This is a genomic window from Oleiharenicola lentus (genome assembly GCF_004118375.1).
Classification (GTDB): Bacteria; Verrucomicrobiota; Verrucomicrobiia; order Opitutales; family Opitutaceae; genus Lacunisphaera; species Lacunisphaera lenta.
The window spans coordinates 437,748-460,674 of record NZ_SDHX01000002.1; the positions used below are offsets into that span (position 1 = coordinate 437,748).

The following is a 22,927-nucleotide window of genomic DNA, read 5'->3' on the forward strand; positions in this document are numbered from 1 at the left end:
TGGCCTTACCCGTGCTTGGCCACGATCTTCTCGGCGCCGGCCTTCACGAGCTGACGCAGCTTCTTCGGCGCCACCGCCTCGGCGCGATCACCGAAGGACAACAGCCAATAAGCGGTCCATTCGAGTGAGTAGGAATACAGCGTGAACTCCGCGCCGCCATCGCGCTTCTTTTCCTCGATGAGCGTGGCGTAGCTCTCGCGCTGGGCGCGCTCCTGCGCGTGTTGGTGAAACCAGATGCGCACCGGCTCGCTCTGCCCCTCGGCCGCCGAACGCTCCATGTGCTCGGCCAGAGAGAAATCCTCGGGCGGGGTGAAGGTCACCGGCAGCAGCTCCAGCCGCTGGATGCGGTCCACGCGGAAATGCCGCAGCCCCTTGCGCAACCGGCACCACGCGACGAGATACCAGCCGCCGCCGTAGAACACCACGCCCAGCGGATCGACGTCGCGCTGTGTCTCCTCCTCGCGTTCCAGGCCGCGGTAGGCCATGCGCAGCACGCGCCGCAGCACCACGGCCTGCTGGACGGTGACCAGCCAGCGCTGGTTGGCGGCGTCGGCCGCCTGGCGCGAGCCGCGGCCGCGCACGATGGTGCGGCTGACGAGTTTCTCCACGTGGTCCTGCCGGTCGCGCGGGAGCACCGCGCGGAGCTTGTCGAGCGCCGAGGCCATCGGGCCGTGCAGCGAGGCGTCGGTGAACTGCTTCACCAGCTCGCCGCCGACGAACAGGGCGCTCGCCTCTTCCGCCGTGAACATCACCGGCGGCAGCTGGTAGCCCTTCATCAGGCTGTAACCCACGCCCGCCTCGCCTGCGATCGGCACCCCCGCCTCGCCGAGGGCCGAGATGTCGCGATAGACCGTGCGCTCGGTCACCTCGAAATGCTCCGCCAGCTCCGAGGCACGCACCACGCGCCTGCCTTGCAGGAACAACACCATCGCCACGAGCCGGTCGGTCCGATTCATGCCCGGGAGCACAAAGACCCGCCCGGCGGACGACAATCCGAGAAAGCGGACAATCCTCCGAAACGTGTCATTCTGAGCGCAGCGAAGAATCCAGGTTTCCGACCATGGCAACCGCTTACCTTGGATCCTTCGCTGCGCTCAGGATGACAGGTCGGCGTATCCAACAGCATCTTCTGGCCTCCATCAACCCGCCTCAAACCTCCTGCCCTGCCCGGGCTTTAAGTTGCACCCGCCGCCCCCCTGCCTAGCTTGACCGACTCTTCCCGCCGTGAATCCCGCCCCTGCCTCCGATTCCCGCGCTCCGGCCGCCCCCGGCGGACGTCCGGTGTTTCATGTGCGCGGCCTGACCAAGATTTACGGCGAGGGCACGGCGCAGGTGCGCGCACTGGCCGGCGTGGACCTCGACCTCAACGCCGGCGAGTTCGTCGTGCTGCTCGGCCCGTCCGGCTCGGGCAAGACCACGCTGCTCAACCAGCTCGGCGGCCTCGACATCCCGACCGCCGGCACGCTCCGTTACCGCGACTCCGACCTGACCCACGCCACCGAGGAACAGCTCACGCTCTACCGGCGGCAGGCCGTGGGGTTCATCTTCCAGTTCTACAACCTCATCCCGAGCCTGACCGCCCGCGAGAACGTCGGCCTCATCACCGAGATTGCCGATCACCCGCTGGCGCCTGAGGAAGCGCTGGAGATGGTCGGACTCGGCGCGCGGATGGATCATTTCCCGGCCCAGCTCTCCGGCGGCGAACAGCAGCGCGTGGCCATCGCCCGCGCCATCGCCAAGCGGCCCGAGGTGCTCCTGTGCGACGAGCCCACCGGCGCGCTCGACGTGAAAACCGGCATTGTCGTCCTCGAGGCCCTCGAACGCGTGAACCGCGAGCTCGGCACGCTCACCGTCATCATCACCCACAACGCCGTCATGGCCGACATGGCCGACCGCGTCATCCGCTTCATGGACGGCAAGGTGCTGTCCGAACACAGGAACACCACGCGCGTGGAACCGGCGACGCTGCGCTGGTAGCGCCGCGCAAAGGACCAAGTAACAAGTGACAAGTATCAAGAAACCCGATCGGACCCAGCCCATCTCCGCTGCATGACTTGGCACTTGTCCCTTGGCACTTGATACTTCCCTCCGATGCTACCCCTTCTCGACCGCAAGCTGCTCCGCGACCTCACCCGCCTCAAGGGCCAGGTCGCCGCGGTGTCCATCGTGATGGCCTGCGGGCTGGCGATGATGATCACCACGCGCAGCCTGATCGCGTCGCTCGACGGCACGCGCGCGGACTACTACGAGCACAACCGCTTTGCCGACGTCTTCGGCACGCTCAAGCGCGCCCCCAACTACATCGCCGACCGCCTCGCCGACCTCCCCGGCGTCGCCGGCGTGCAAACCGACATCGCCGGCCAGGTCACCCTTGATCTGCCCGGCCTCGACGAACCCGCCAGCGGTCTCGTGCGTTCCCTGCCGGACTTCGGCGAACCGGAACTGAACCGCCTCTTCCTGCGCCGCGGCCGCTGGCTGACGCCCGGCTCACGGCGCGAGCTGCTCGTGGGCGAGGCCTTTGCCGAGGCCAACCGCCTCGAACCCGGCGACACGCTCGCGCTCATCATGAACGGCCGGCGGCAGGACTTCCGCATCGCGGGCATCGTGCTCTCGCCGGAATACATCTTCGAGTCGCGCCCCGGCGCCGCCCTGCCCGACAACCGCACCTACGGCATCTTCTGGATGCCCTACAAGGAGGTCGCCACCGCGTGGGACCTCTACGGCGCGTTCAACCACTTCTCGCTGAAGCTCGCCCCCGGCGCCGATCCCGCGCCGGTCATCGCCGCCGCCGACGACCTGCTCAAACCCTTCGGCGGCGCCGGCACCCACAGCCGCAAGGACCACCCCTCGCACATCCGGGTGAGCGACGAGATCCGCGTGCTCACGATCCTCTCCATCGGGTTCCCCACGATCTTCCTCGGCGTGGCGGCGTTCATGACCAACGCCGTGCTGTCGCGCCTGCTCGCGCTGCAACGTGAGCAGATCGCCATTCTCAAAGCCTTTGGCTTCAGCAACGGCCAAATCACGGGACACTACCTCAAGTTCGCCGCCGTGATCGGCGCCGGCGGCACGCTTCTCGGCGGCATCGCGGGAGTGTTTCTCGGACGCTGGATGGTCGGGCTCTACGACCTGTTCTTCCGGTTCCCAGAGCTGGCCTTCCGCGTGGACCAGCGTGCCGTGGTCATCGCGTTCGGCGTCGGTATCATCGCGGTGGTCGCCGGCGTGCTCGGCTCCGTGCGCAAGGCCGCAAAGCTCCCGCCCGCCGAGGCCATGCGTCCCGAGCCGCCGGCAAACTTCCGTCCGGCATTCATCGAGCGCTTCGGCCTCGGCCGCTGGTTCTCGCACTCGTTCCGCATCGCCCTGCGCAACCTCGAGCGCCGGCCCGTGCAGGCGCTGTTCACCATCGCGGGCCTCTCCCTCGCCACCGCCCTGCTCATATTGCCCAACACCCTCAAGGCCGGCATCGCCAACATCCTCGACCAGCAGTGGGACGTCGTGCAGCGCCAGGACCTCAACCTCGGCTTCAGCGAACCCGCCTCCGTGCGCACGTTGCACGAACTGGAGCGCCTGCCGGGCGTGATGCACGTCGAACCAATGCGCTCGACCGCCGTGCGCATTCATTACCAGGGCCGGGACCGCCAGATCGGCCTGCGCAGCCTTGATGCCCGCTCCTTCCACAGCCGCGCCGTGGATCATGACGGCTTGGAAATCACGCCGGCGGGCGACGGGCTCATCGTTTCCGCCAAACTCGCCGAGGTGCTCGGCGCGCGCGTCGGGGACGAGGTCGTGCTGGAGGGACTCATGGGCAAACGGCCCGTGCGGCCCGTGCGCCTGATCGGCCTGGCCGACGATTTCACCGGCATTGCCGCCTACATGGACCGCGACGCGATCAACCGTTTCCTCGGCGAAGGCGACATCATCACCGGCGCCAGCTTTACCATCGACATGGCCCGGCGCGCGGAATTCCTCCGCGCCATCAAGGAAGTGCCGCGCATCAGCTGGATCTCGGTCAAGGAGAGCATGCGCCAGAGCTTCCGCCAGACCACGGCGCAGATGATGGGCATGCTCACCACGCTTTACCTGAGCATGGCCGTGATCGTGGCCTTCGGCGTGATCTACAACAACGCCCGCATTTCCCTCGCCGAGAGAGCCCGCGAGCTCGCGACGTTGCGCGTCGTCGGCATGACGCAGCGGGAGGTCGGCGCGGTCATCGTTATCGAGCTGGCCATCCTCGCCCTGCTGGCCGTGCCGCTCGGCCTCGCCCTCGGCACCGGCATCTCGACCGCCATCATCCGCTCGGTGAACACCGAAACCGTGCGCCTCCCGCTCGTGTTCACGCCCTACACCTACACCTTCGCCCTGATCGTCGTGGCCATCGCCTCGACGCTCTCGGCCTTGGTGGTCCTCCGCAAACTCCAACACCTCGACCTCATCGGAGCACTCAAGGCGCCGGAGTGAGCCAAGTCATTTTTGAACCACTAATTTTCACTGATTTTCCACTAATCCAAACTGCCTATCATTAGTGTCTCCTTAGTGTGCATTAGTGGTTAACCAGTCTTCCGTTTCCCATGGCCACCACCTCCAAGCCCAAACCCTTCCGCTGGATTCCCTACGCGTTCGGCGCGGTTTTTGCCGCGCTTATCGTCGTCGGCCTGCGCCCGCAGCCCGTTCCGGTCGAGACGGCGCGCGTTGTCGTCGGCCCGCTGCGCGCGACCGTCAGCGAGGAGGGCAAGACGCGCATCAAGCAGCGCTATGTCGTCGCCGCCCCCGTGAGCGGACAGCTCCGCCGCATCGCCTTCAAGCCCGGCGCGGAGGTCGAGGCCGGCGTGACGGTCGTCGCCGTGATCGATCCCCTGCCCGCCTCGCCGCTCGACGAGCGCACTCGTGCTCTCGCCGAGGCGCGCCGCGACACCGCCCGGGTGCAGGTCGAAAAAAGCCGCACCGCCCACGAACTCGCCCGCAACGAACTCCGCCGCATCGAGCAGATGTTTGCCGCCAAGACCATATCTCCGCAGGAACTCGAAAGCGCCCAGGCCCGCGAAACCGCCGCCGCCCGCGACGTTGTCGCCGCCGAAGGCGCCTTGCGCTCCGCGGAAGCCGAATTGTCCACCTCTGCTGGAGGGCCGGTCTCCGCACCGGCCGGATCGACCCAACCCATCGAAGTCCGCGCCAACGCCACCGGCCGCATTCTCCACGTCTTCCAGGAAAGCGTCCGCGCCGTGGCGCAGGGCACACCCTTGCTGGAGATCGGCGACCCCGCCGACCTCGAGGTCGTGGTCGAGATGCTCTCACGCGACGGCGCTGCCATCGCCGCCGGGGCACCGGTCTCGCTCGAACAATGGGGCGGCCCGACCGCCCTTGAGGGCCGAGTTCGCCTCGTCGAGCCGGCCGCGTTCACCAAATACTCCGCCCTCGGCGTCGAGGAGCAGCGGGTGAACGTCGTGGTGGACATCACCAGCCCGCGCGAGGCGTGGCGTTCGCTCGGTGACAACTTCCGCGTCGAGGCCCGCGTCATCACCTGGGAAAGCGATCGCGCGCTCAAGGTGCCGGTCTCGGGCCTGTTTCGCCAAGGCAATGCCTGGGCCGCCTACGTCGTCCGCAGCGGCAAAGCCGAGCTCGTTCCCGTGGAGGCCGGCAAATCCGGCAGCGGTGAAATCCAGATCACCGGCGGCCTTCAGGAAGGCGACGAAGTTATCCTCTACCCCGGCGACCGCATCAAGGACGGCCAGCGCGTGAAGCCGACGAAAGTGTGAATCGGCGCCGTTCGGACACCTTTCCTACCGTTCGTCTTTCTGGCCTTGTCGGAGGCCTCGCCACGCTTATGACACGGGCATGATTAAGTCCCCGTTGTTCCGTGGCGCCGCGCTGACGGCGCTGTTCATTGGCACCGTCGCCCTTGCGGCGGACCGCAATCCCACGCAGGAGCGCGCCGACCGCTTCCTCGCGCTCGTCAATGCCTCCTATCAGGCCCTCTATTACGTCGAGGCGGAGGCGCAGTGGGCTGCGTCCACCGACGTGAGCCCGGTGCATGACGCCGCGGCCGAGACCGCCGGCAAGGCCAATGCAGCCTTCATGGGCAACCCCGCCCTGATCAACGAGACGAAGTCCCTCCTGCTCAAGCGCCACGACCTGAACGATCTCACCGTGCGCCAGCTCGAGAAGCTCCTGTTGCTCGCGGCCGAGCAGCCCATGACCAAGCCCGCGCTCACGCAGGCCCGCATCGAGACCGAGACGAAGCAGGCGTCCACGCTCAACGGCTTCGAGTTCAAGCTCGACGGAAAGCCCATCACGGTGAACGAAATCGACAACTTGCTGCAATCGAACGACACGCCGCTCGACAAGCGTCTCGCCGTCTGGCTCGCGTCGAAGGAATCGGGCCAGGCGCTCAAGGACGGCCTCGTCAAACTCCGCGACCTGCGCAACGGCGTCGCGCAGGAGATGGGTTACCCCGACTACTTCGCCCTGCAGGTCGCCAGCTACGGCATGAACACCGAGGAGATGCTGAAGCTGAACCAGGACTTCATGCAGGTGCTGCGTCCGCTCTACCTCCAGCTCCACACCTGGGTGAAATACAAGCTCGCCGAGCGTTACGGCCAGCCCGTGCCGAAGCGCATCCCCGCTCACTGGATCAACAACCGCTGGTCGCAGGAATGGGAAGGCCTCGCCGACGGCGCCGACCTCGCACCCTTCTTCAAGAACTTCACGCCGGAGTGGATCGCTCAATCATCGGAAAAATTCTACGTCGGCCTCGGCTTCCCGGCGCTGCCGAAATCGTTTTGGGATAAGTCCGACCTCTACAACGTGCCCGCCGGCTCGACGCGCAAGAAGAACACCCACGCCTCCGCCTGGCACCTCGACCTCGATAACGATCTGCGCTCGCTCCAGAGCATCGAGTCCACGCCCTGGTGGTTCAACACCAACCACCATGAGTTCGGCCACATCTACTATTTCATGGCCTACACGCGGCCCGAGGTGCCGCCCTTGCTGCGCGACGGCGCCAACCCGGCCTTCCACGAGGGCTTCGGCGAACTCACCGCGCTGGCCGCCGCGCAGGTCCCCTACCTGAAATCGCTCGGCGTGCTGCCCGCGGACTTCAAGACCGACGACAACGCCTTCCTCCTCAATACCGCGCTGACGCCTGGCATCCCGTTCATCTACTGGGCCTCGGGCGTGATGGCCCACTGGGAGGCGGACATCTACGCCAAGAACCTGCCCGCTGACCAGTGGAACGCCCGCTGGTGGCAATACGTGCGCGACTTCCAGGGCATCGAGCCTCCGGTCGAGCGCGGCGAGGAATGGTGCGACGCCGCGACCAAGACGCACATCAACGACACGCCCGCCTATTACTACACCTACGCCATCGCCCAGGTCTTCAAGCACCAGCTCCACGACCACATCGCCCGCAAGATCCTCAAGCAGCCCCCGCAGAACTGCAATTACGCCGGCAACAAGGCGGTCGGCGACTTCCTCCGCGGTGTCATGGAAAAGGGCCAGACCGAGGACTGGCGCAAGGTCCTCAAGGAAGCCACCGGCGAAGAACTCAGCACCCGCGCGATGATCGAGTATTACGCCCCGCTGCTGGAGTGGCTGAAGGAACAGAACAAGGGCCGCCCGATCGGTTGGGAGTGAGGTGGAGCCCGTGCTCCGCGCGGGCTGGTTCGGAATTTTTGGAGGGTCGGTCTCCGCAACGACCGCGGCCGGCACGGAGGCCGGCCCTCCACCGAACCACAAACTCACCGCCCACCCATCGGGGCGCTCGCGCGCCGGCTCCATCACGACCCCTCCGCAGCCCTTGCCGCTCCCATTAGGCGACCAAATCCACCCGGCCCCAAGGCGCTGCGCGTCCTAATAGGGAAATCCTTCGGACGCTCCGCCTGCCAACCCGCTCTTTACGAAACGACCTTACGGGTCTAGTCTGAGCACTTTCCTACCCCTTATCATGGTCAGCCCGAACTCCCCCGCGGCGACCGACGCCTCTGCGTCGTCCGCCACCACCATTCCCGATGTAGTCATCCGCCTCGCCGGCAACTCGCAGGACGGCATTCAGGCCGTCGGCGGCTTCCTCGCCCGCCTCGCCGGCCGTTCCGACCAGGACGTGATGACCTACATGACGATCCCGTCCACCATCTCGGGCGGCCCGTCCATCTTCCAGGTCCGCATGGGCTCCGGCGACATCCTGTCGGCCGGTGACCGTGCCGACGTGCTGGTGGCCTTCTATCAGCACAGCTACGACAGCCACCGCGCCTCGCTCCGTCCGGGTGGCGTGCTGCTCTACGACTCCGACCACGTGAAGCCCGACCCCGATGACCGCACCGTCACCGCCGTCGGCGTGCCGTTCACGAGCGCCACGGTCGAGGCCGTCGGCGGCAACTCCAAGGAGAAGGGGAAGAACATCTACGTGCTCGGCCTGCTCGCCCGCATGTTCGACCTTGAGGTGCCGAAGCTCGCGCAGCTCATCAAGGAACGCTTCGCCGGCAAGAACGAGGACATCGTGCGAAACGCCATGCTGGCCTTCGACGCCGGCTACGCCTACCCGGCCGAGAGCCTGCGCAACTGCCTCTACCGCCTCGAAAAATCCGCCGGCGCCGCCCCCGGGGCACGCCCGCAGGTAACGGGCGACGGCAACTCCGTCCTCGCCTACGGCCTGCTCGCGGCCGGCGTCCGCTACGGCGCCGGTTACCCGATCACGCCGTGGTCCTCGATCATGGAAACTCTCCGCACCGAGCTGCCGAAATACGGCGGTATCTTCGTGCAGTGCGAGGACGAGATCGCCGCGGCCTCCACCGCGCTCGGTTTCGCCTACGGCGGCCACCTCTCCATCACCGGCAGCTCCGGTCCCGGCCTCTCGCTCAAGATGGAAGCCCTCGGCTGGGCCACCATGGCCGAGCTGCCGCTCATCGTCATCAACGTCCAGCGCGGCGGCCCCTCCACCGGCCTGCCGACCAACATCGAGCAGAGCGACCTGATGCAGGCCATCTACGGCTCCCACGGCGACGCCCCGCGCGTCGTGCTCGCCCCCAAGAACGTCGAGGACTGCTTCTACCTTGCCCTCGAGGCCGGCCGCATCGCCCGCGACTTCAGCACCCCGGTCATCATCCTCACCGACCAGGCCATCGCGACCCGCATCGAGGCTTTCGAGGAGCCCGACCTTAAGAAGCTCATGGTCGAGGTGAAACCCGACACGAGCCCGCGCCCGCCGGAGTTCAAACCCTACCCGCTCGGTGGCATGACCCGCCACGCGCCTCCGGGCTCGATCATGACCTCGGGCAAATACCCGACTGTGACCGGCCTCGAGCACGACGAGCACGGCCATCCCACGGCCAGCCCGGCGCTGCACACCAAGATGACCGAGAAGCGACGCGAGAAGATCAAGGCCGTCGCCAACTCCCTGCCCGCGCCCGAACTCGCCGGCGACGACTCCGGCGACGTGCTCCTCATCGGCTGGGGTTGCACCTACGGCCCGATCCGCGAGGCGATGGGCCGCCTGCGCCACGCCGGCGTCAAGGCCGCCCACATGCAGATGCGCCACCTGCACCCGCTGGCCCCCGGCCTCGATCAGACCTTCGCCCGCTACAAGCACATCCTCGTGGTCGAAATCAACGACGAGGGTCTCTACGGCTACGGTCAGCTCGCCACGCTGCTCCGCGGCTGCTTCGCCAACCCGGCCATCAGCAGCATCACCAAGACCGACGGCCTCACCTGGAAGGTCAGCGAGATCGTCGAACGCGTCGCCAAGAAGATTGACCTGCCCGACTCCACCATCGGCATGCGCAAACAGAGCATCCTCGCCGTCACGCCCCGCGCCTGAGCCCGGACCAATCGAAAATCAATAATCCAAAATCGAAATTCTCATGTCCGCCCCCGCTGCCACCCCCGCCCCCGTCGCGATTTCCCCCGACGCCCCGCGCGCCCCGCTCACGAAGAAAACCCTGACCGCCGACCACCCGACGTGGTGCCCCGGCTGCGGTGACTTCGCCGTGCTGGCCTCCTTCTACAAGGTCCTCGAGAAGCTCAACTACCCGCAGGAAAAAATCGTGACCTTCGCGGGCATCGGCTGCTCGTCGCGCTTCCCCTACTTCGTCAACACCCACGGCGGCCACTACATCCACGGTCGCGCCCTGCCTTTCGCCGCGGGCATTTCGCTCGGCCGCGACGACCTGCACGTCTTCGTCTTCGGCGGCGACGGCGACGGCTTCTCCATCGGCGGAAACCACCTCGTCCACACCGCCCGCAAGAACGTCCGCATCACCTACGTCATCATGGACAACTCCGTCTATGGCCTGACGAAGAAGCAGACCTCCCCCACCTCCCCGCTCGGCTTCAAGTCCAAGACCGATCCCTGGGGCGCGATCGACCAGCCGATCAACCCGATGCGCTCGCTCCTCAACAGCGGCGCCACTTTCATCGCCCGCTCGCACGCCACGCAGGTCAACCACATGGTGGACATGATGCACAAGGCCGCGCTGCACGATGGCTTCTCCGTGGTCGAGATCCTCTCCGAGTGCGTCGAATTCTTCGAAGGCGCCTTTGACGCGGCCGTCCCGCGCAAAGGCGGCGTCTGGCCGGTCATCGAACTCAAGAAGAACGACGGCACCCCCGAGGATGCCGCCCGCCACGACCCCTCCGACGAGATCGCGGCCTACAAACTCGCCTCCGAGGCCTGGCCCGGCAAGTTCGGCATCTTCTACGAGAACAAGACGCGTCCGACCAAGAACGCCCTGGAGCAGAAGCTCATCGCCACCACCCGCGAGAAGACCAAGAACGCAAGCGACCTCGACCTGCTCTCCAAGACATTCGCGCGGATGCGCTAAACGCTGGAGGGCCCAGCTCCAGCTGGGCCGCCTCTTTGTAGGGCGGGATCGCTGATCCCGCCCTTTTTTATGCCTGCCTTTCTGAGCGCAGCGAGGGCTACCGAGCCGGAGGCGACAGGGCTCAAATCCAGTGACATACTAGCAACCGCACTTCCTTCTGGATCCTTCGCTGCGTTCAGGATGACAGGAGAAAACACTTTCTGCCCTCACGCCGCGTGCGGCGTGTGATCATCGTCGAACGGCACCTTCTGGGGTGCATCGGCCAGTTCAACCGTGAGGGCTTCCCGCAGCGAGGCGCCGATGCGCAGCACGATGTCGCAGACATGTTCCTTCACCACCGGATCATCCGGCGGCACCGGGCACCCGCGTCGCTCGGATTCCAGCCACGTCTCGTCGGCGATGATCTTCTGGATCACCGGGAGCTGACGGAAGAGGACGGGGTCGAAGGCCATGGGGTGGAGGAAAAATCTCACCTGTTATCGGCACAGCCCGCCGCGAAATTAATTCCGCCGGCTTTTTGTTGGCCTGTTTACAGGCAACCCGCTTGGCTTTCACCGCATGTCGAAGGTTTATTTCTACTACTCGGCCATGAACGCCGGTAAATCGACGGTGCTGCTGCAGGCGTCCCACAACTACCACGAACGCGGCATGCGCACCCTGTGCTTCATCCCGGCCATCGACACCCGAGCTGGCGCGGGCGTCATCAAGTCGCGCATCGGCCTTGAGGCGCAGGCCCTTGCGCTACAGCCTGACGAGGACCTGCTGCAGCACGCCAAGGCCGCGCACGCCGCCCAACCCGTCGCCTGCGTGCTGATCGACGAGGCACAGTTTCTTACCCGCCGGCAGGTCGAGCAATGCACCGACATCGCCGACCAGCTGCGCATCCCCGTGCTGTGCTACGGCCTGCGCACCGATTTCCAGGCCCAGTTGTTTCCCGGCAGCGCGGCCCTGCTGGCGCTGGCCGACGACCTGATCGAGCTGAAAACCATCTGCCACTGCGGCCGCAAGGCCACCATGAACCTGCGTATTGCCGGCGACGGCCGGGCGGTCAAGGAAGGCGCCCAAGTCGAGATCGGCGGCAACGACCGTTACGTGGCCATGTGCCGACGGCACTACAAGGAAGCGCTGGCGCAGGCGTGAGGCGGTAGGGCGGGTCTCCGACCGGCCGGCTCGAGTTCATCTATCTCGTAGCCGCGTTGGAGCGCAGTCCCTCGACAGGCTCGGGTCCTTGAGCTTGTCGAAACGGCGACAACGTGGTTGCCAGCGATTGCTCAAACCACGCTTTCGTCCCGCGAAGCGGGACTCAAGCGCGGCTACGCCTGAATACACCTACTCCCGCCACTTCACCTTCCGCATGTCGCCCTGCTCGAGGAAGGCGAGGTGCATGCCGAAGGCGTTGTGCAGGGTCTGCTGGACGTGGCCTTTGCCGGAGGCGCCGAGGTAGGCGCGGAGCGTGTCGCGATACTCCGGGTGCACGCATTTCTCGATCATGAGCGCGGCGCGCTCGCCGGGGGACTTGCCGCGCAGATCGGCGACGCCGTGCTCCGTCACGACCACCTGCACCGAGTGCTCGCTGTGGTCGAGGTGGGTCACAAACGGCACGATCGTGCTGATCTTGCCGCCCTTGGCGACGGACGGGCACGTGTAGATTGAGACATGGGCGTTGCGGGTGAAGTCGCCGGAGCCGCCGATTCCGTTCATGAGGTCGCGGCCCATGACGTGCGTGCTGTTAACGTTGCCGAACAGATCCACCTCGATGGCTGTGTTGATCGTGATGAGGCCGAGGCGGCGCACGATCTCGGGACTGTTGGAAATTTCCTGCGGCCGCAGCACGACGCGGGAGCGAAAATACTCGAGGTTGGCGTAGAACTCCTTCAACCGATCCGGGCTGAGCGTGAGCGAGCAGCTGCTGGCGAAGGCGCACTTGCCCGACTGGAGGAGGTTGATGACCGAGTCCTGCAGCACCTCCGTATACATCATGAAAGGCGGAATGCCGGGATTGGAGCCGAGCGCACCGATGACGGCGTTGGCGATGTTGCCGACACCTGACTGCAACGGCAGAAAGGATTCGGGCAGGCGGCCGACCTTGATTTCGTTGGCGAGGAAGCCGGCGACATTCGCGCCGATCCGGTTCGTGACCTCGTCGGGCGCATCGAAGCCGCCGGACTCGTCGGGGCAGTTGGTCAGCACGACACCCGCAATCTTGGCCGGATTCACCTTGATGAAGCTCGCACCGATGCGGTCGGTCGGGGCATAGACCGGGATGGCACGACGGCGCGGTGGATCGGCCGGCTCAAAGAGATCGTGGAAGCCCATGAGGTCGCCCGGATGGTGGGCGTTGAGCTCGATGAGGATTTTGTCCGCCACCCGCGCAAAGGTATTGGCGCAGCCCACCGCAGTGGTCAGGACGATCTCGCCCTGTGCAGTCACATGGCTCGCCTCGAGGATGGCCCAGTTGACCTTGCCGAGCACACCGCTGCGCACCGCCGGCTGAACCGCGGAGAGGTGCAGGTCGAAGAACTGGGTTTTGCCCTCGTTGATGGACTTCCGGAGCGTCGGGTCCGACTGGTAGGGTGTGCGCCAGGCGATGGCCTCGGCCTCGGCGAGGGCGCCGTCGAGGGACTTGCCCGTCGAGGCCCCGGTGATGACGCCGAGCTTGAAGGGGCGGCCGGCGGCGTGTTCGGCCTTGGCCCGAACGGCGATGGCGGGAGGGATCACCTTGCAGGCGCCGGCGGCGGTGAAGCCACCGAAGCCGATGGTGTCCTTGTCGTTGATGAGGGCGGCGGCCTCGTCGGCCGTCAGGGTGGGAAATGGATACTTCATGAGGCGGGTATGGGATTCGCCCGCGAGGGCGTGGGCCGACAGTGTCGCAAAGATGCGCATCCGTTGCTGCGCAGGTCTTGGCGCACGCCGTGCGCATCTTGGCCGGAGCGGGGCTATCCGGGCATTTAGGGATTCGCCTCCGGTCGTCCGCCGGCCAGACTGCCGGCCGTTGCCATGCCCCCCACCCCTTCTCCCTGGTTCAGCCGGGCCGTTTCCGCGGCCGATGCCGTTGCCCCGATCCGCAGCGGTGCAAATATTTTCATCCACGGTGCCGCCGCCACGCCCACCCCGCTGGTCGAGGCTCTCGCCGCGCGGCGCGACCTGGAAGGCGTGCGCCTCTGGCACCTGCACACCAACGGCCCCGCGCCCTTCGCCGAGCCCGGCCGCGAAAAGGAATTCCGCTCCATCTCGCTGTTCACCGGCGCGCCGCTCCGGGCCGCGGTGAAGGAAGGCCGCGCGGACTTCGTGCCGATTTTCCTGTCGGACATCCCGGATTTGTTCCTCTCCGGGCAGGTGAAGCTCGATGTCGCGTTGCTCCAGCTTTCGCCGCCAGACCGCAACGGGCTCTGCTCGCTAGGCACCTCCTGCGACGCCGCCAAGGCCGCTTTCGAGACCGCCAAGCTGATCATCGCCGAGATCAACGAGCGTATGCCCCGCACCCACGGCAACAACGTCGTGCCGTTCAGCCGCGTGGACGCCTTCATCGCCACGAACCGCCCGCTCCATGGCCATCACGTCGAGGCCGAGTCTCCCGTCGAGGCGCGGATCGGCGAAATCATCGCGGATCTGGTCGAGGATGGCTCCACCCTCCAGATGGGCATCGGCGGCATCCCCGACGCCGCGCTCAGCCGCATGAAAGGCAAGCGCGACCTGGGCATCCACACCGAGATGTTCTCCGACCGCATCGTGGATCTCGTCGAAGCCGGCGCCGTCACCAACCGCTTCAAGGAAGTCGGGCAGGGCCGCATCCTCACCAGCTTCATCAACGGCTCGCAGCGGCTCTTCGATTTCGTCCACGACAACCCGCTCGTGCATTTCTACCCCTGCGACTGGACCAACGACACCTCGGTGATCCGCAAGAACCCCAAGGTCGTCGCCATCAACTCCGCCATCCAGATTGATCTCACCGGCCAGGTCTGCGCCGACTCCATCGGCGACCGCATCTATTCCGGCATCGGCGGCCAGATGGACTTCATCCGCGGTGCGGCCCTCTCGCCCGGCGGCAAGCCCATCATCGCGCTGCCTGCGCTCGCGATGGGCGGCAAGGTCTCGCGCATCGCCCCGCAGCTCGCCCCCGGCGCCGGCGTCGTCACCACCCGCGGCCACGTCCACTGGGTCATCACCGAGTACGGCGCGGTCAACCTGCACGGCCGGACCCTGCGCGAGCGCGGCGAAGCCTTGATCTCCATCGCCCACCCCGATTTCCGCGCCGAGCTGCGCCGCGACCTGAACGAGCGCCGGCACTTCACGCTGGCCTAGTTCTGGCCGACCCGACCCTGCGGGTAACGCTGACCGGACGGATCGCGAGCACGGGTGCTGCTACCTGACCGGAACAGCCACCGTGTGCTGAGCCCCGCCAAGATTCTGCTTCTGCCCGTTCCTTGGGAGCACCGGTAATTCGGGACCTCGCGCGCCGCCTAGAAATCCGACTTATCGCAAGAATTGCGAAGCATTGCGCTTCGACCACCCCGGGACTGCGCACAAGCATGGCAACATGCACCGCGCGACACCTGTGCCGGGCGTCCGATCCCAGCCAATACCCGCTGAACCGGGAGCGACGGGCAGGAGCCGAAGTCAGGTCCGGCGGATGCCAGGCAATGCGTTCACGACGCTCCCGGTCTGCCTGCTGCTGTCGCTGGGCGCCCTGATTGGTCCCGGTTGCGGGTCTTCAAACTATCAGCTCATCAGCTCCAAGTCGGGGCAGCCGATGGTGCCGATGGAACTCAAGGCCGTCGCGGGCCCCATTGAGCTGACGGTGACCGGATTGATCACTTTCGACAGTCCCGGCGCCTGGAAGCGAGAGGCCTTCTGGGATGAGTATCTGGTGCTACTAACGAACCACAGCGGGGAATCCCTGACCATCTCTGGGGCTTATCTGCACGACATCCTCGCCCGCTCCGTGGCATCGGGCAGCGATCCATGGGAGCTGGACAAAGCTGGCCGCAAGCAGGAGCGATACTTGATCAGCCTGGGGTTGCCCGCCTCGGCATTTGCAAGTGCACACCCCCGGAAGACACTGGCGGCGCAAGTTGGCGGCGGAGCTACCGGTCTGGCACTGGCAACCGTGCCGGTCGCGGCGCCGCTGCTGATCTACGGAACTCCCGTGATCGTGATGGCCGCCTCGCCGGTGCTGGCCGTGAACAAACTGCTCATCGATCCGAAGAACCGGAAGTTGGTCCAGGCAGAATTCAACCGGCGATGCTTGCGCCTTCCGATCGAACTGGCGCCGGGGGCCAGCATCAGCGGCAGTGTGTTCTTTCCACTTACGCCCGGACCCGAGCACCTCTCGTTGAAAGGGCGACAGGCCGGTCAGATCGTTGAGGTCAGCGTCGCCCTTCCGGGGTTGGCAGGCCTCCATTACACGCAGATGCCTGACAGGGAGGCATTGCAGCGGGCGCGATCCGACGCGAAGTTCCAACCTGGGGCATTGCCCGGGACGAAGACCAAATCAACCGGGGAGAGACCGCCGAGGTAGTGCGAAGTGATGAAACCGGCCGCACAGGGTCTCGCGGCGAGACCAGCCAACCCTTGCCAAGACGGGGCGATTCGCCCTCTCTTCCCCAGTGATGACCCTCGCCACCAGCCTGCTCATCTTCCTCGGCACCTACACCCCGGCCGGCGGCGAAAGCCGCGGCATCTACGCCGTGCGGCTGGACCCCGCTACCGGCATGCTCAGTGAGCCGGTGCTCATGGCCGAGACGCCCAACCCGACCTTCCTCGCGTGGCACCCCGACGGCCGCACGCTTTATGCCCTGAGCGAGAGCGGTACGGTTAACGGCAAGGCCGGCGGTGCGCTCACGGCCTATCGCTACGACCCGGCCGCCGGCACCCTGACCAAGCTCAACACCGAACCGACCGGCGATGTCGGTCTCGCCCATGTCGGCGTGGACGCCACCGGCCGCACCGCCGCCGTCATCAGTTACCATGGCAGCTACGTCGCCTCCTTCCCGCTCAGGCCCGACGGCTCGCTCGGCGCCCGCACCAGCCTGCTCCCGCACACCGGCCAGCTCGGCCCCAACACCAAGCGGCAGGACAAGCCCCACCCGCACTCGGTCAATTTCTCGCCCGACAACCGCTTCGTTTATGTCTGCGACCTCGGGCTCGACCGAGTTTTCCACTACAAGCTCGACCCCGCCGCGGCCACGCTCACGCCGGCCGGCACAGCCGCCACCGTCCCCGGTGCCGGCCCGCGCCACAGCCGTTTCACCAAGGATGGCCAATTCCTCTACGTTATCGGCGAGCTGAACGGCAGCATCGAAACCTTCAGCGTCGATGCAGCCAGCGGCGCGCTCACCCGCGTGCAGGTCGTCGCCACGCTGCCGGCGGAGTTCACCGGCGAAAACACCTGCGCCGAGATCCGCCTCAGCCCCGACGAACACTTCGTTTATGGCTCCAACCGAGGCCACGACAGCGTTGTGGTCTTCGCCCGCGACGCCGCCACCGGCAAGCTGACCTTCGTCGAGCGCGTGCCCACCGGCGGCAAACACCCGCGCAACTTCAACCTTTCCCCCGACGGCCGCTGGCTCGTGTGCGGCAACAAGGACAGCGACAACGTCACCGTCTTCGCGCGCGACGCCAGCTCCGGTCGCCTCACCCGCACCGCGCAGACCTTGAAGGTACCGCAGGCCGTGTGCGTACTGTTCGCCCCCTAAAACACCGATTCCCCTGCTGGCCGGAGCGGAGCGGGCCTCAGGGTCAGGACCCGGTAGTAGCCGCCAATCACCAGGGCCACGCAAAGGGCCACGAACCAGTCGCCGTGCCGGGTATAGAAGGTCTGCTGCCCGCGCCAGTGTGCGTCACGGTTGATCGTGACGGTCTGTGCGCCGCGGAAATAAACGCTGCCCTCGTCGTTGCGCAGGGTGTTGCGAATGCGGCCGTGCTCGTCGATCCAGCCGCTCCAGCCGCCGTTGCCGACCCGAAGCACCGGACGGCGGTTCTCCACCGCGCGGAGCACCGAGTGGGCCGCGTGTTGGTAGGCCGCCCCACCCTCGCCGAACCACGCGTTGTTCGTCAACACGGCCAGCAGCTCAGCCCCGGACAACACACTTTCGCGGGCCAGTCCGGGAAAGATATCCTCGTAGCAAATCAACACGCCGACCGGCACGCGGGAGGGTCCTACCGGCGCGGCCACCGGGGCGGCCGAGACTCCCGGGATGAAGTCGCCGCCGATCGGTGTCACCTTCTCCAACCAGCCGAAAACCGAACGCAGCGGCACATATTCCCCGAAGGGGACCAGTTTGCGCTTAGTGTAACCAGCCTCGGTCAATCCCGCCACCGGATCAACCAGGAAGGCACCGTTGCGCCAGGTGTCCGGTGCATCACCGGGCAGGCTGGCCGCCACCGACCCCATGAGCAGGGGTTTGCCGGTGCGGCGCGTCAGCGACTCCAGCCACGGCTGCACATTCGGGTCGAGATGCAGCGGCCACGGCGTCACCGCTTCGGGCCAGACGATGAAGTCGGGTGAACCCTTGTCGTTCGCCGCCAGCGTGACCTTTTCCAGCGTCTGGAGCACATCCGTGGCAAAGCGCGCGTCCCACTTTTGGTTTTGGGGAATGTAGGGCTGAACGAGCGCCACGCGGGCCAGCCGCGTCGGTTGCACCCCGGTCATCCCGCCGAGAAAGGGAAAGGAGGTGAACACGAGCAGCGTGAGCGCCGCCATGAACTCGGGACTGCGCTTGCGCAGACCGGTCGCTCCCTCGAAGAAAATGCGGTGGGCGTAGGCCGCCACGCCGGCGTTGAACATGATCAGCACATAGCTCACGGACCAGGCCCCGGCGAACGAGGCGCTCTGCAGGATCAGCGGCCGCTGCCACTGGCTCGCCGCGAGCGGGAGCCAGGGGAACCCGCCGAAAAGCACGCTGCGCAACCATTCCAGCAGGACCCAGAACGCCGCTAGGCCGAGCAAGGCGAAGATCCGGATCATCGCGCGGTGACCCGCCAGCTTGGGAATCACCCACCAGGCAGCGAGGAACCACGACCCAACGAGCAACCCGACAAATGGCCCGAGCAGAAGCAGACCGGCCCAGGTGACATGATGCAGCCAGCCGAGCAGAATGGTCCAGGCCACGACCTGCGAGCCGAGCACCGCCAGGGCGTAGGCTTTCAAAGCCGGCTTGCGGTAGGCCCACAGCAGCGCCGGCAGCGCAAAAATGTAGGCGGCCTCGCCGCCATTGGCCGGCGGGAAGGCCATCACCGTGAAGACCGCCGTCCACACGAACACCGCCAGCCCCCACACCAGTTGCGGATGCCGTTGCCAGATTGTGGGCCGCGGCGCGTAGGGGTCGGAGCTATTGTCGGGAGTCGTCATGCTCAAAGCCCGGCCACGACGGCTGGCAGGTCGGCCAACCGCTCGACGCGGCGAAAGCGCGGCTGGTCGAGAGGCACCTCCTCCACGTGCTCGTGCTGCCAGGTGAGGTGATACGGAACATGCACGCCCGCGCCGCCGAGCCGGAGCACGGGCAGGATGTCGGACTTCAGCGAATTGCCCACCATCGCAAACTCCGCCCAGGAGAGCGCGTGCCGCTGCCGGATGCGGTCATAGGCGGGACCGTCCTTCTCGCTGACGATTTCCACCGCATGGAAATGCCCGGCGAGCCCCGAGGCGGCAATCTTGCGTTCCTGGTGCTGCAGGTCGCCCTTGGTGATGAGCAGCAGGCGGTAGTCGCGCGCGAGCTGCGGCACCACCTCGGCGACTCCCGCCAGCAATTCGACCGGGTGCGAGAGCATCTCGCGGCCGGTGGCAATAATCTCGGCGATTTCCCGGCCGGTGATCCGGCCCTGCGACAGCTCAACCGCCGTCTCGACGCAGCTGAGGGTGAAGCCCTTCACGCCGTAGCCGTAGAGGCCGAGGTTGCGCATCTCGGTGGCAAAGAGCACACGATCCACCTCGGCCGCCGGGTGGTATCGGGCGAGCAGCGCACGATAACGGGCATGCGCGTGCTCGAAGATGTCCTCGTTGCGCCAGAGCGTGTCGTCGGCGTCGAAACCGATGATGCGGATCATGGCGGCGGAGCGGGCGCTCAGACCCCGTGGCAGTTCTTGAACTTTTTGCCGGAGCCGCAGGGGCACGGGTCGTTGCGGCCGACCTTGGGGGTCTCGCGGCGGATCGTGACAGCGGGCAGCTTGATCTCCTGCTCGGCCGGCGCGGAGGCGGCAGACGGGGCCTCACCGGCGGGAGCCGTGGCCTGGGCGGCGGCGCTGAGCGCGGTGGGGGCGGCGGCCGGACCCTGCATGCGGGCGGAACGCGAGAGGATGGCGAAGAGGTTTTCGAAGGCGTCGCGGTTGGTCGCGGAGCGGAAGAGACTCGTGCAGATCTGGAGCCGCACGTTGTTCATCAGCTCCTCGAAAAAGCGGAAGGCCTCGCCCTTGTATTCGGAGAGAGGATCCTTCTGGCCATAGGAACGCAGGCCGATCGAGCGGCGCAGCTCCTCCATCTCGGTCAGGTGCTCCTGCCAATGATGGTCGATGGCGTTGATCACGATGTAGCGCTCAAGGCCGCCGAGCGCCTGCTGGTCCTCGACCGACTCCTTGAGGGCGTAAGCCCCACGGATGCGCTCGACGATCGCCTTGAGGAGCGATTCGGCGTCGCCCTTGAGTTCCTCGACCTTGGCGCTGATCGGGAAGTGGGAGTTCAGCCAGCCAACGAGGGCCTCGAGGTCGGAAGAGGCGGCGCCCTTGCCGTTGTAATTGGCGGTCTCGAGGCGGTTCGCGATCTCTTCCTCGATCATCTCGAAGATGATGTCCTTGGGCCGCTCGCTGTGCAGTGCACCGTTGCGGATGCCGTAGATGACCTCGCGCTGCTTGTTCAGCACGTCGTCGTATTGCAAGAGGCGCTTGCGGATGGCGAAGTTCTGCTGCTCGACCTTCTTCTGGGCCGACTCGATCGAGTAATTGAGCCATTTGTGCTCCAGCTCCTCGCCCTCCTTCATCGAACCTTCCATGATCTTGGACGCCAGGTTGCCCTGGAGGAAGAGGCGCATGAGGTCGTCCTCCAGGGACAGGAAGAACTTGGTCTGGCCCGGGTCGCCCTGACGCGAGCAGCGGCCGCGCAGCTGGCGGTCGATGCGGCGGGATTCATGGCGCTCGGTGCCGACAACGAAGAGGCCGCCGAGTTCGCGCACACCCTCGCCGAGTTTGATGTCCGTGCCGCGACCCGCCATGTTGGTGGCGATGGTCACGGAGCCGCGCTGGCCGGCGCGGGAGACAATCTCGGCCTCCTGCTGGTGGAACTTGGCGTTGAGCACGGTGTGGATGACGCCGGCCCGCTTGAGCATGCGGCTGAGCACCTCGGACTGCTCGACCGTCACGGTGCCGACCAGCACCGGCTGGCCGCGCTGGTTGGCCTCCTGGATCTGCTTCACGACCGCGTTGTATTTGTCGCGGCGGGTCTTGAAGATCGAGTCGTTCTGGTCGATGCGGATGCAGGGCTTGTTGGTCGGGATCTGCGTGACGGCGAGGCGGTAGATCTCGTTGAACTCCGTGGCCTCGGTCTCGGCGGTGCCGGTCATGCCCGCCAGCTTTTCATACATGCGGAAGTAGTTCTGGATCGTGACCGTGGCGTAGGTGCGGGTCTCGCGCTCGATGGTGACGTTTTCCTTGGCCTCGACCGCCTGGTGCAGGCCGTCGGACCAGCGGCGGCCGGCCATGATGCGGCCGGTGTTCTCGTCCACGATGACGACCTTGCCTTCCTGCACGACGTATTCGACGTCGCGCTCGTAGATCGAGTAGGCACGGAGCAGCTGGGAGAGGGCGTGAATGTCCTCGGAGACGACCTCGTAGCGCGACTGGGCGTCACGCTTGGCCTGCTCCTTCTCCTCGGGGGTCTTGCCGGCGTCCTTTTCGATTTCGATGAAGAGCGTGGCCAGATCCGGCAACACGAAGGCGTCGGGATCATCGGGACGGAGCTTCTTGCGCCCCAGCTCGGTCAGGTCGGCCTGATGGTTTTTCTCGTCGATGCTGAAGAACAGCTCCTCCTTGTATTTGTAGAGCTCGTCCTTGTTGAAGTCGGAGTGCATCTCGACGTCGGTCTTGTCGAGGAGCTTGCGCCAGTCGGGATTCTCCTGGAGGCGGAGGAGCTGCTTGTTCTTGGGCATGCCCAGCTTCACCTGGAGCATCTTGAGGGCGGCGGCCTGCTTGTCCTCGGCGGTGGCATCCTTCTTCTCAAGCAGATCGCTGGCTTCCTTGACCAGCCGGTTGATAAGCCGGAGCTGGTCGGCGACGAGGCGTTCGACTCCGGGCTTGAGGCGGGTGAAGGGTTGCTCCCGCTCGATGGGCGCCGGGCCGGAGATGATCAGCGGCGTGCGCGCCTCGTCCACGAGGATCGAGTCAATCTCGTCCACGATGCAGTAGAAATGGTCGCGCTGTACCTGGTTCTCCTTGCGCGTGGCCATGCCGTTGTCGCGCAGGTAGTCGAAGCCGAACTCCGAGGCGGTGCCATAGGTGATGTCGCGGGCATACATCTCGCGACGCTGCTCGGAGTGCATCTGCTGCTGGATGCAGCCGACGGTGAGGCCGAGGAAATTGTAGAGGTAGCCCATCCACTCGGAGTCGCGGCGGGCCAGGTAGTCGTTGACCGTGACGAGCTGGGCATTCTTGCCGGTTAGGGCGTTCAGGTAGAGCGGCAGCGTGGCGACGAGGGTCTTGCCCTCGCCGGTCGCCATCTCGGCGATACGGCCCTCGTGCAGGGTGATACCGCCGATGAGCTGGACGTCGAAGTGGACCATGTCCCATTTCAGTTCGTGGTCGCACACGATCACCGGACGACCGCACAGGCGGCGGGCGGCGTTTTTCACCGCGGCAAAGGCCTCGGGCAGAATCTGGTCGAGGGATTCACCCTGCTTGAGGCGCGCACGGAACTCGTCGGTCTTGGCGCGCAGCTGCTCCTCGGTCAGATTCTGGTATTGCAGCTCAAACTCGTTGATGCGGGCGACGATGGGCCGGCACTTGTCGATGTACTTGCGGTGATGCCTGCCGGCGAATTTCTTGAGAATAAAACTGAGCATGGGAAGGGACGAATGAAAGCGTCCGGGCTAGGCTTGGCAAATGGCAAATCCACCGGGCAGACGCGCACAAAT

At 66.0% G+C, this 22,927-nt stretch carries 16 protein-coding genes; 10 read left to right on the forward strand and 6 right to left on the reverse strand.

Going from position 1 to position 22,927, the window contains the following annotated elements; all coding sequences use genetic code 11:
• Nucleotides 1-5 precede the first annotated feature (5 nt).
• Nucleotides 6-956, reverse strand: coding sequence for a helix-turn-helix transcriptional regulator (locus ESB00_RS15665; RefSeq protein WP_129048733.1), 951 nt, complete (start codon nucleotides 954-956; stop codon nucleotides 6-8).
• Nucleotides 957-1,224: 268 nt separating this feature from the next.
• Here ESB00_RS15665 and ESB00_RS15670 point away from each other — a divergent pair, with 268 nt between their 5' ends.
• The 6 genes from ESB00_RS15670 to ESB00_RS15695 all read left to right on the forward strand — a co-directional run bounded on the left by ESB00_RS15670 (nucleotide 1,225) and on the right by ESB00_RS15695 (nucleotide 10,811).
• Complete coding sequence (locus tag ESB00_RS15670; RefSeq protein WP_179954390.1) at nucleotides 1,225-1,977, forward strand: ABC transporter ATP-binding protein; 753 nt, start codon at nucleotides 1,225-1,227, stop codon at nucleotides 1,975-1,977.
• Between the two features lie 114 nt (nucleotides 1,978-2,091).
• A complete protein-coding gene (locus tag ESB00_RS15675; protein ID WP_129048734.1) occupies nucleotides 2,092-4,458 on the forward strand; it encodes an ABC transporter permease in 2,367 nt (788 codons plus the stop codon).
• Nucleotides 4,459-4,568: 110 nt separating this feature from the next.
• Nucleotides 4,569-5,753: an efflux RND transporter periplasmic adaptor subunit gene (locus ESB00_RS15680; protein ID WP_129048735.1), complete on the forward strand. Its 1,185-nt coding sequence runs from the start codon at nucleotides 4,569-4,571 to the stop codon at nucleotides 5,751-5,753.
• 79 nt (nucleotides 5,754-5,832) lie between these two features.
• On the forward strand, nucleotides 5,833-7,629 hold the full coding sequence (locus ESB00_RS15685) for a M2 family metallopeptidase (RefSeq protein WP_129048736.1): 1,797 nt from the start codon (nucleotides 5,833-5,835) through the stop codon (nucleotides 7,627-7,629).
• 310 nt (nucleotides 7,630-7,939) lie between these two features.
• Nucleotides 7,940-9,808: a 2-oxoacid:acceptor oxidoreductase subunit alpha gene (locus ESB00_RS15690; protein WP_129048737.1), complete on the forward strand. Its 1,869-nt coding sequence runs from the start codon at nucleotides 7,940-7,942 to the stop codon at nucleotides 9,806-9,808.
• Between the two features lie 43 nt (nucleotides 9,809-9,851).
• Complete coding sequence (locus ESB00_RS15695) at nucleotides 9,852-10,811, forward strand: thiamine pyrophosphate-dependent enzyme (protein ID WP_129048738.1); 960 nt, start codon at nucleotides 9,852-9,854, stop codon at nucleotides 10,809-10,811.
• 206 nt (nucleotides 10,812-11,017) lie between these two features.
• On the opposite strand, the gene ESB00_RS15700 is transcribed toward ESB00_RS15695, so the two are convergent.
• Entirely contained in the window at nucleotides 11,018-11,263 is a 246-nt protein-coding gene (locus ESB00_RS15700; RefSeq protein WP_129048739.1) for a hypothetical protein, read from the reverse strand.
• A gap of 106 nt (nucleotides 11,264-11,369) precedes the next feature.
• Between ESB00_RS15700 and ESB00_RS15705 the strand changes: the two genes are divergently transcribed.
• A complete protein-coding gene (locus ESB00_RS15705) occupies nucleotides 11,370-11,951 on the forward strand; it encodes a thymidine kinase (protein ID WP_129048740.1) in 582 nt (193 codons plus the stop codon).
• Between the two features lie 189 nt (nucleotides 11,952-12,140).
• On the opposite strand, the gene ESB00_RS15710 is transcribed toward ESB00_RS15705, so the two are convergent.
• Complete coding sequence (locus tag ESB00_RS15710; RefSeq protein ID WP_129048741.1) at nucleotides 12,141-13,634, reverse strand: butyryl-CoA:acetate CoA transferase; 1,494 nt, start codon at nucleotides 13,632-13,634, stop codon at nucleotides 12,141-12,143.
• 174 nt (nucleotides 13,635-13,808) lie between these two features.
• Here ESB00_RS15710 and ESB00_RS15715 point away from each other — a divergent pair, with 174 nt between their 5' ends.
• The 3 genes from ESB00_RS15715 to ESB00_RS15725 all read left to right on the forward strand — a co-directional run bounded on the left by ESB00_RS15715 (nucleotide 13,809) and on the right by ESB00_RS15725 (nucleotide 17,506).
• Nucleotides 13,809-15,113, forward strand: coding sequence for an acetyl-CoA hydrolase/transferase family protein (locus ESB00_RS15715; protein ID WP_129048742.1), 1,305 nt, complete (start codon nucleotides 13,809-13,811; stop codon nucleotides 15,111-15,113).
• Nucleotides 15,114-15,441: 328 nt separating this feature from the next.
• Nucleotides 15,442-16,329, forward strand: coding sequence for a hypothetical protein (locus ESB00_RS15720; RefSeq protein ID WP_129048743.1), 888 nt, complete (start codon nucleotides 15,442-15,444; stop codon nucleotides 16,327-16,329).
• Between the two features lie 91 nt (nucleotides 16,330-16,420).
• Nucleotides 16,421-17,506 (forward strand): lactonase family protein, encoded by a 1,086-nt coding sequence (locus ESB00_RS15725; protein ID WP_129048744.1) that lies wholly within the window; start codon nucleotides 16,421-16,423, stop codon nucleotides 17,504-17,506.
• On the opposite strand, the gene lnt is transcribed toward ESB00_RS15725, so the two are convergent.
• From lnt to secA, 3 genes are read right to left on the reverse strand one after another with little or no spacing between them, the layout of a single operon-like run.
• On the reverse strand, nucleotides 17,503-19,161 hold the full coding sequence (lnt, locus tag ESB00_RS15730) for an apolipoprotein N-acyltransferase (RefSeq protein ID WP_129048745.1): 1,659 nt from the start codon (nucleotides 19,159-19,161) through the stop codon (nucleotides 17,503-17,505). The genes ESB00_RS15725 and lnt overlap by 4 nt on opposite strands.
• Nucleotides 19,162-19,163: 2 nt before the next feature.
• Nucleotides 19,164-19,856, reverse strand: a complete 693-nt coding sequence (locus ESB00_RS15735) for an HAD family hydrolase (RefSeq protein WP_129048746.1) — start codon at nucleotides 19,854-19,856, stop codon at nucleotides 19,164-19,166.
• Between the two features lie 17 nt (nucleotides 19,857-19,873).
• The gene (gene secA, locus ESB00_RS15740) at nucleotides 19,874-22,855 is read right to left on the reverse strand and encodes a preprotein translocase subunit SecA (RefSeq protein WP_129048747.1); all 2,982 of its coding nucleotides are present in this window, start codon (nucleotides 22,853-22,855) and stop codon (nucleotides 19,874-19,876) included.
• Nucleotides 22,856-22,927: the final 72 nt, after the last annotated feature.

Excerpts from the sequence above, each read along its gene's own strand:
- ESB00_RS15665 (WP_129048733.1), bottom strand. The coding sequence starts at position 956 with ATGAATCGGACCGACCGGCTCGTGGCGATGGTGTTGTTCCTGCAAGGC.
- ESB00_RS15675 (WP_129048734.1), top strand. The coding sequence starts at position 2,092 with ATGCTACCCCTTCTCGACCGCAAGCTGCTCCGCGACCTCACCCGCCTC.
- ESB00_RS15680 (WP_129048735.1), top strand. The coding sequence starts at position 4,569 with ATGGCCACCACCTCCAAGCCCAAACCCTTCCGCTGGATTCCCTACGCG.
- ESB00_RS15685 (WP_129048736.1), top strand. The coding sequence starts at position 5,833 with ATGATTAAGTCCCCGTTGTTCCGTGGCGCCGCGCTGACGGCGCTGTTC.
- ESB00_RS15690 (WP_129048737.1), top strand. The coding sequence starts at position 7,940 with ATGGTCAGCCCGAACTCCCCCGCGGCGACCGACGCCTCTGCGTCGTCC.
- ESB00_RS15695 (WP_129048738.1), top strand. The coding sequence starts at position 9,852 with ATGTCCGCCCCCGCTGCCACCCCCGCCCCCGTCGCGATTTCCCCCGAC.
- ESB00_RS15700 (WP_129048739.1), bottom strand. The coding sequence starts at position 11,263 with ATGGCCTTCGACCCCGTCCTCTTCCGTCAGCTCCCGGTGATCCAGAAG.
- ESB00_RS15705 (WP_129048740.1), top strand. The coding sequence starts at position 11,370 with ATGTCGAAGGTTTATTTCTACTACTCGGCCATGAACGCCGGTAAATCG.
- ESB00_RS15710 (WP_129048741.1), bottom strand. The coding sequence starts at position 13,634 with ATGAAGTATCCATTTCCCACCCTGACGGCCGACGAGGCCGCCGCCCTC.
- ESB00_RS15715 (WP_129048742.1), top strand. The coding sequence starts at position 13,809 with ATGCCCCCCACCCCTTCTCCCTGGTTCAGCCGGGCCGTTTCCGCGGCC.
- ESB00_RS15720 (WP_129048743.1), top strand. The coding sequence starts at position 15,442 with ATGCCAGGCAATGCGTTCACGACGCTCCCGGTCTGCCTGCTGCTGTCG.
- ESB00_RS15725 (WP_129048744.1), top strand. The coding sequence starts at position 16,421 with ATGACCCTCGCCACCAGCCTGCTCATCTTCCTCGGCACCTACACCCCG.
- lnt (WP_129048745.1), bottom strand. The coding sequence starts at position 19,161 with ATGACGACTCCCGACAATAGCTCCGACCCCTACGCGCCGCGGCCCACA.
- ESB00_RS15735 (WP_129048746.1), bottom strand. The coding sequence starts at position 19,856 with ATGATCCGCATCATCGGTTTCGACGCCGACGACACGCTCTGGCGCAAC.
- secA (WP_129048747.1), bottom strand. The coding sequence starts at position 22,855 with ATGCTCAGTTTTATTCTCAAGAAATTCGCCGGCAGGCATCACCGCAAG.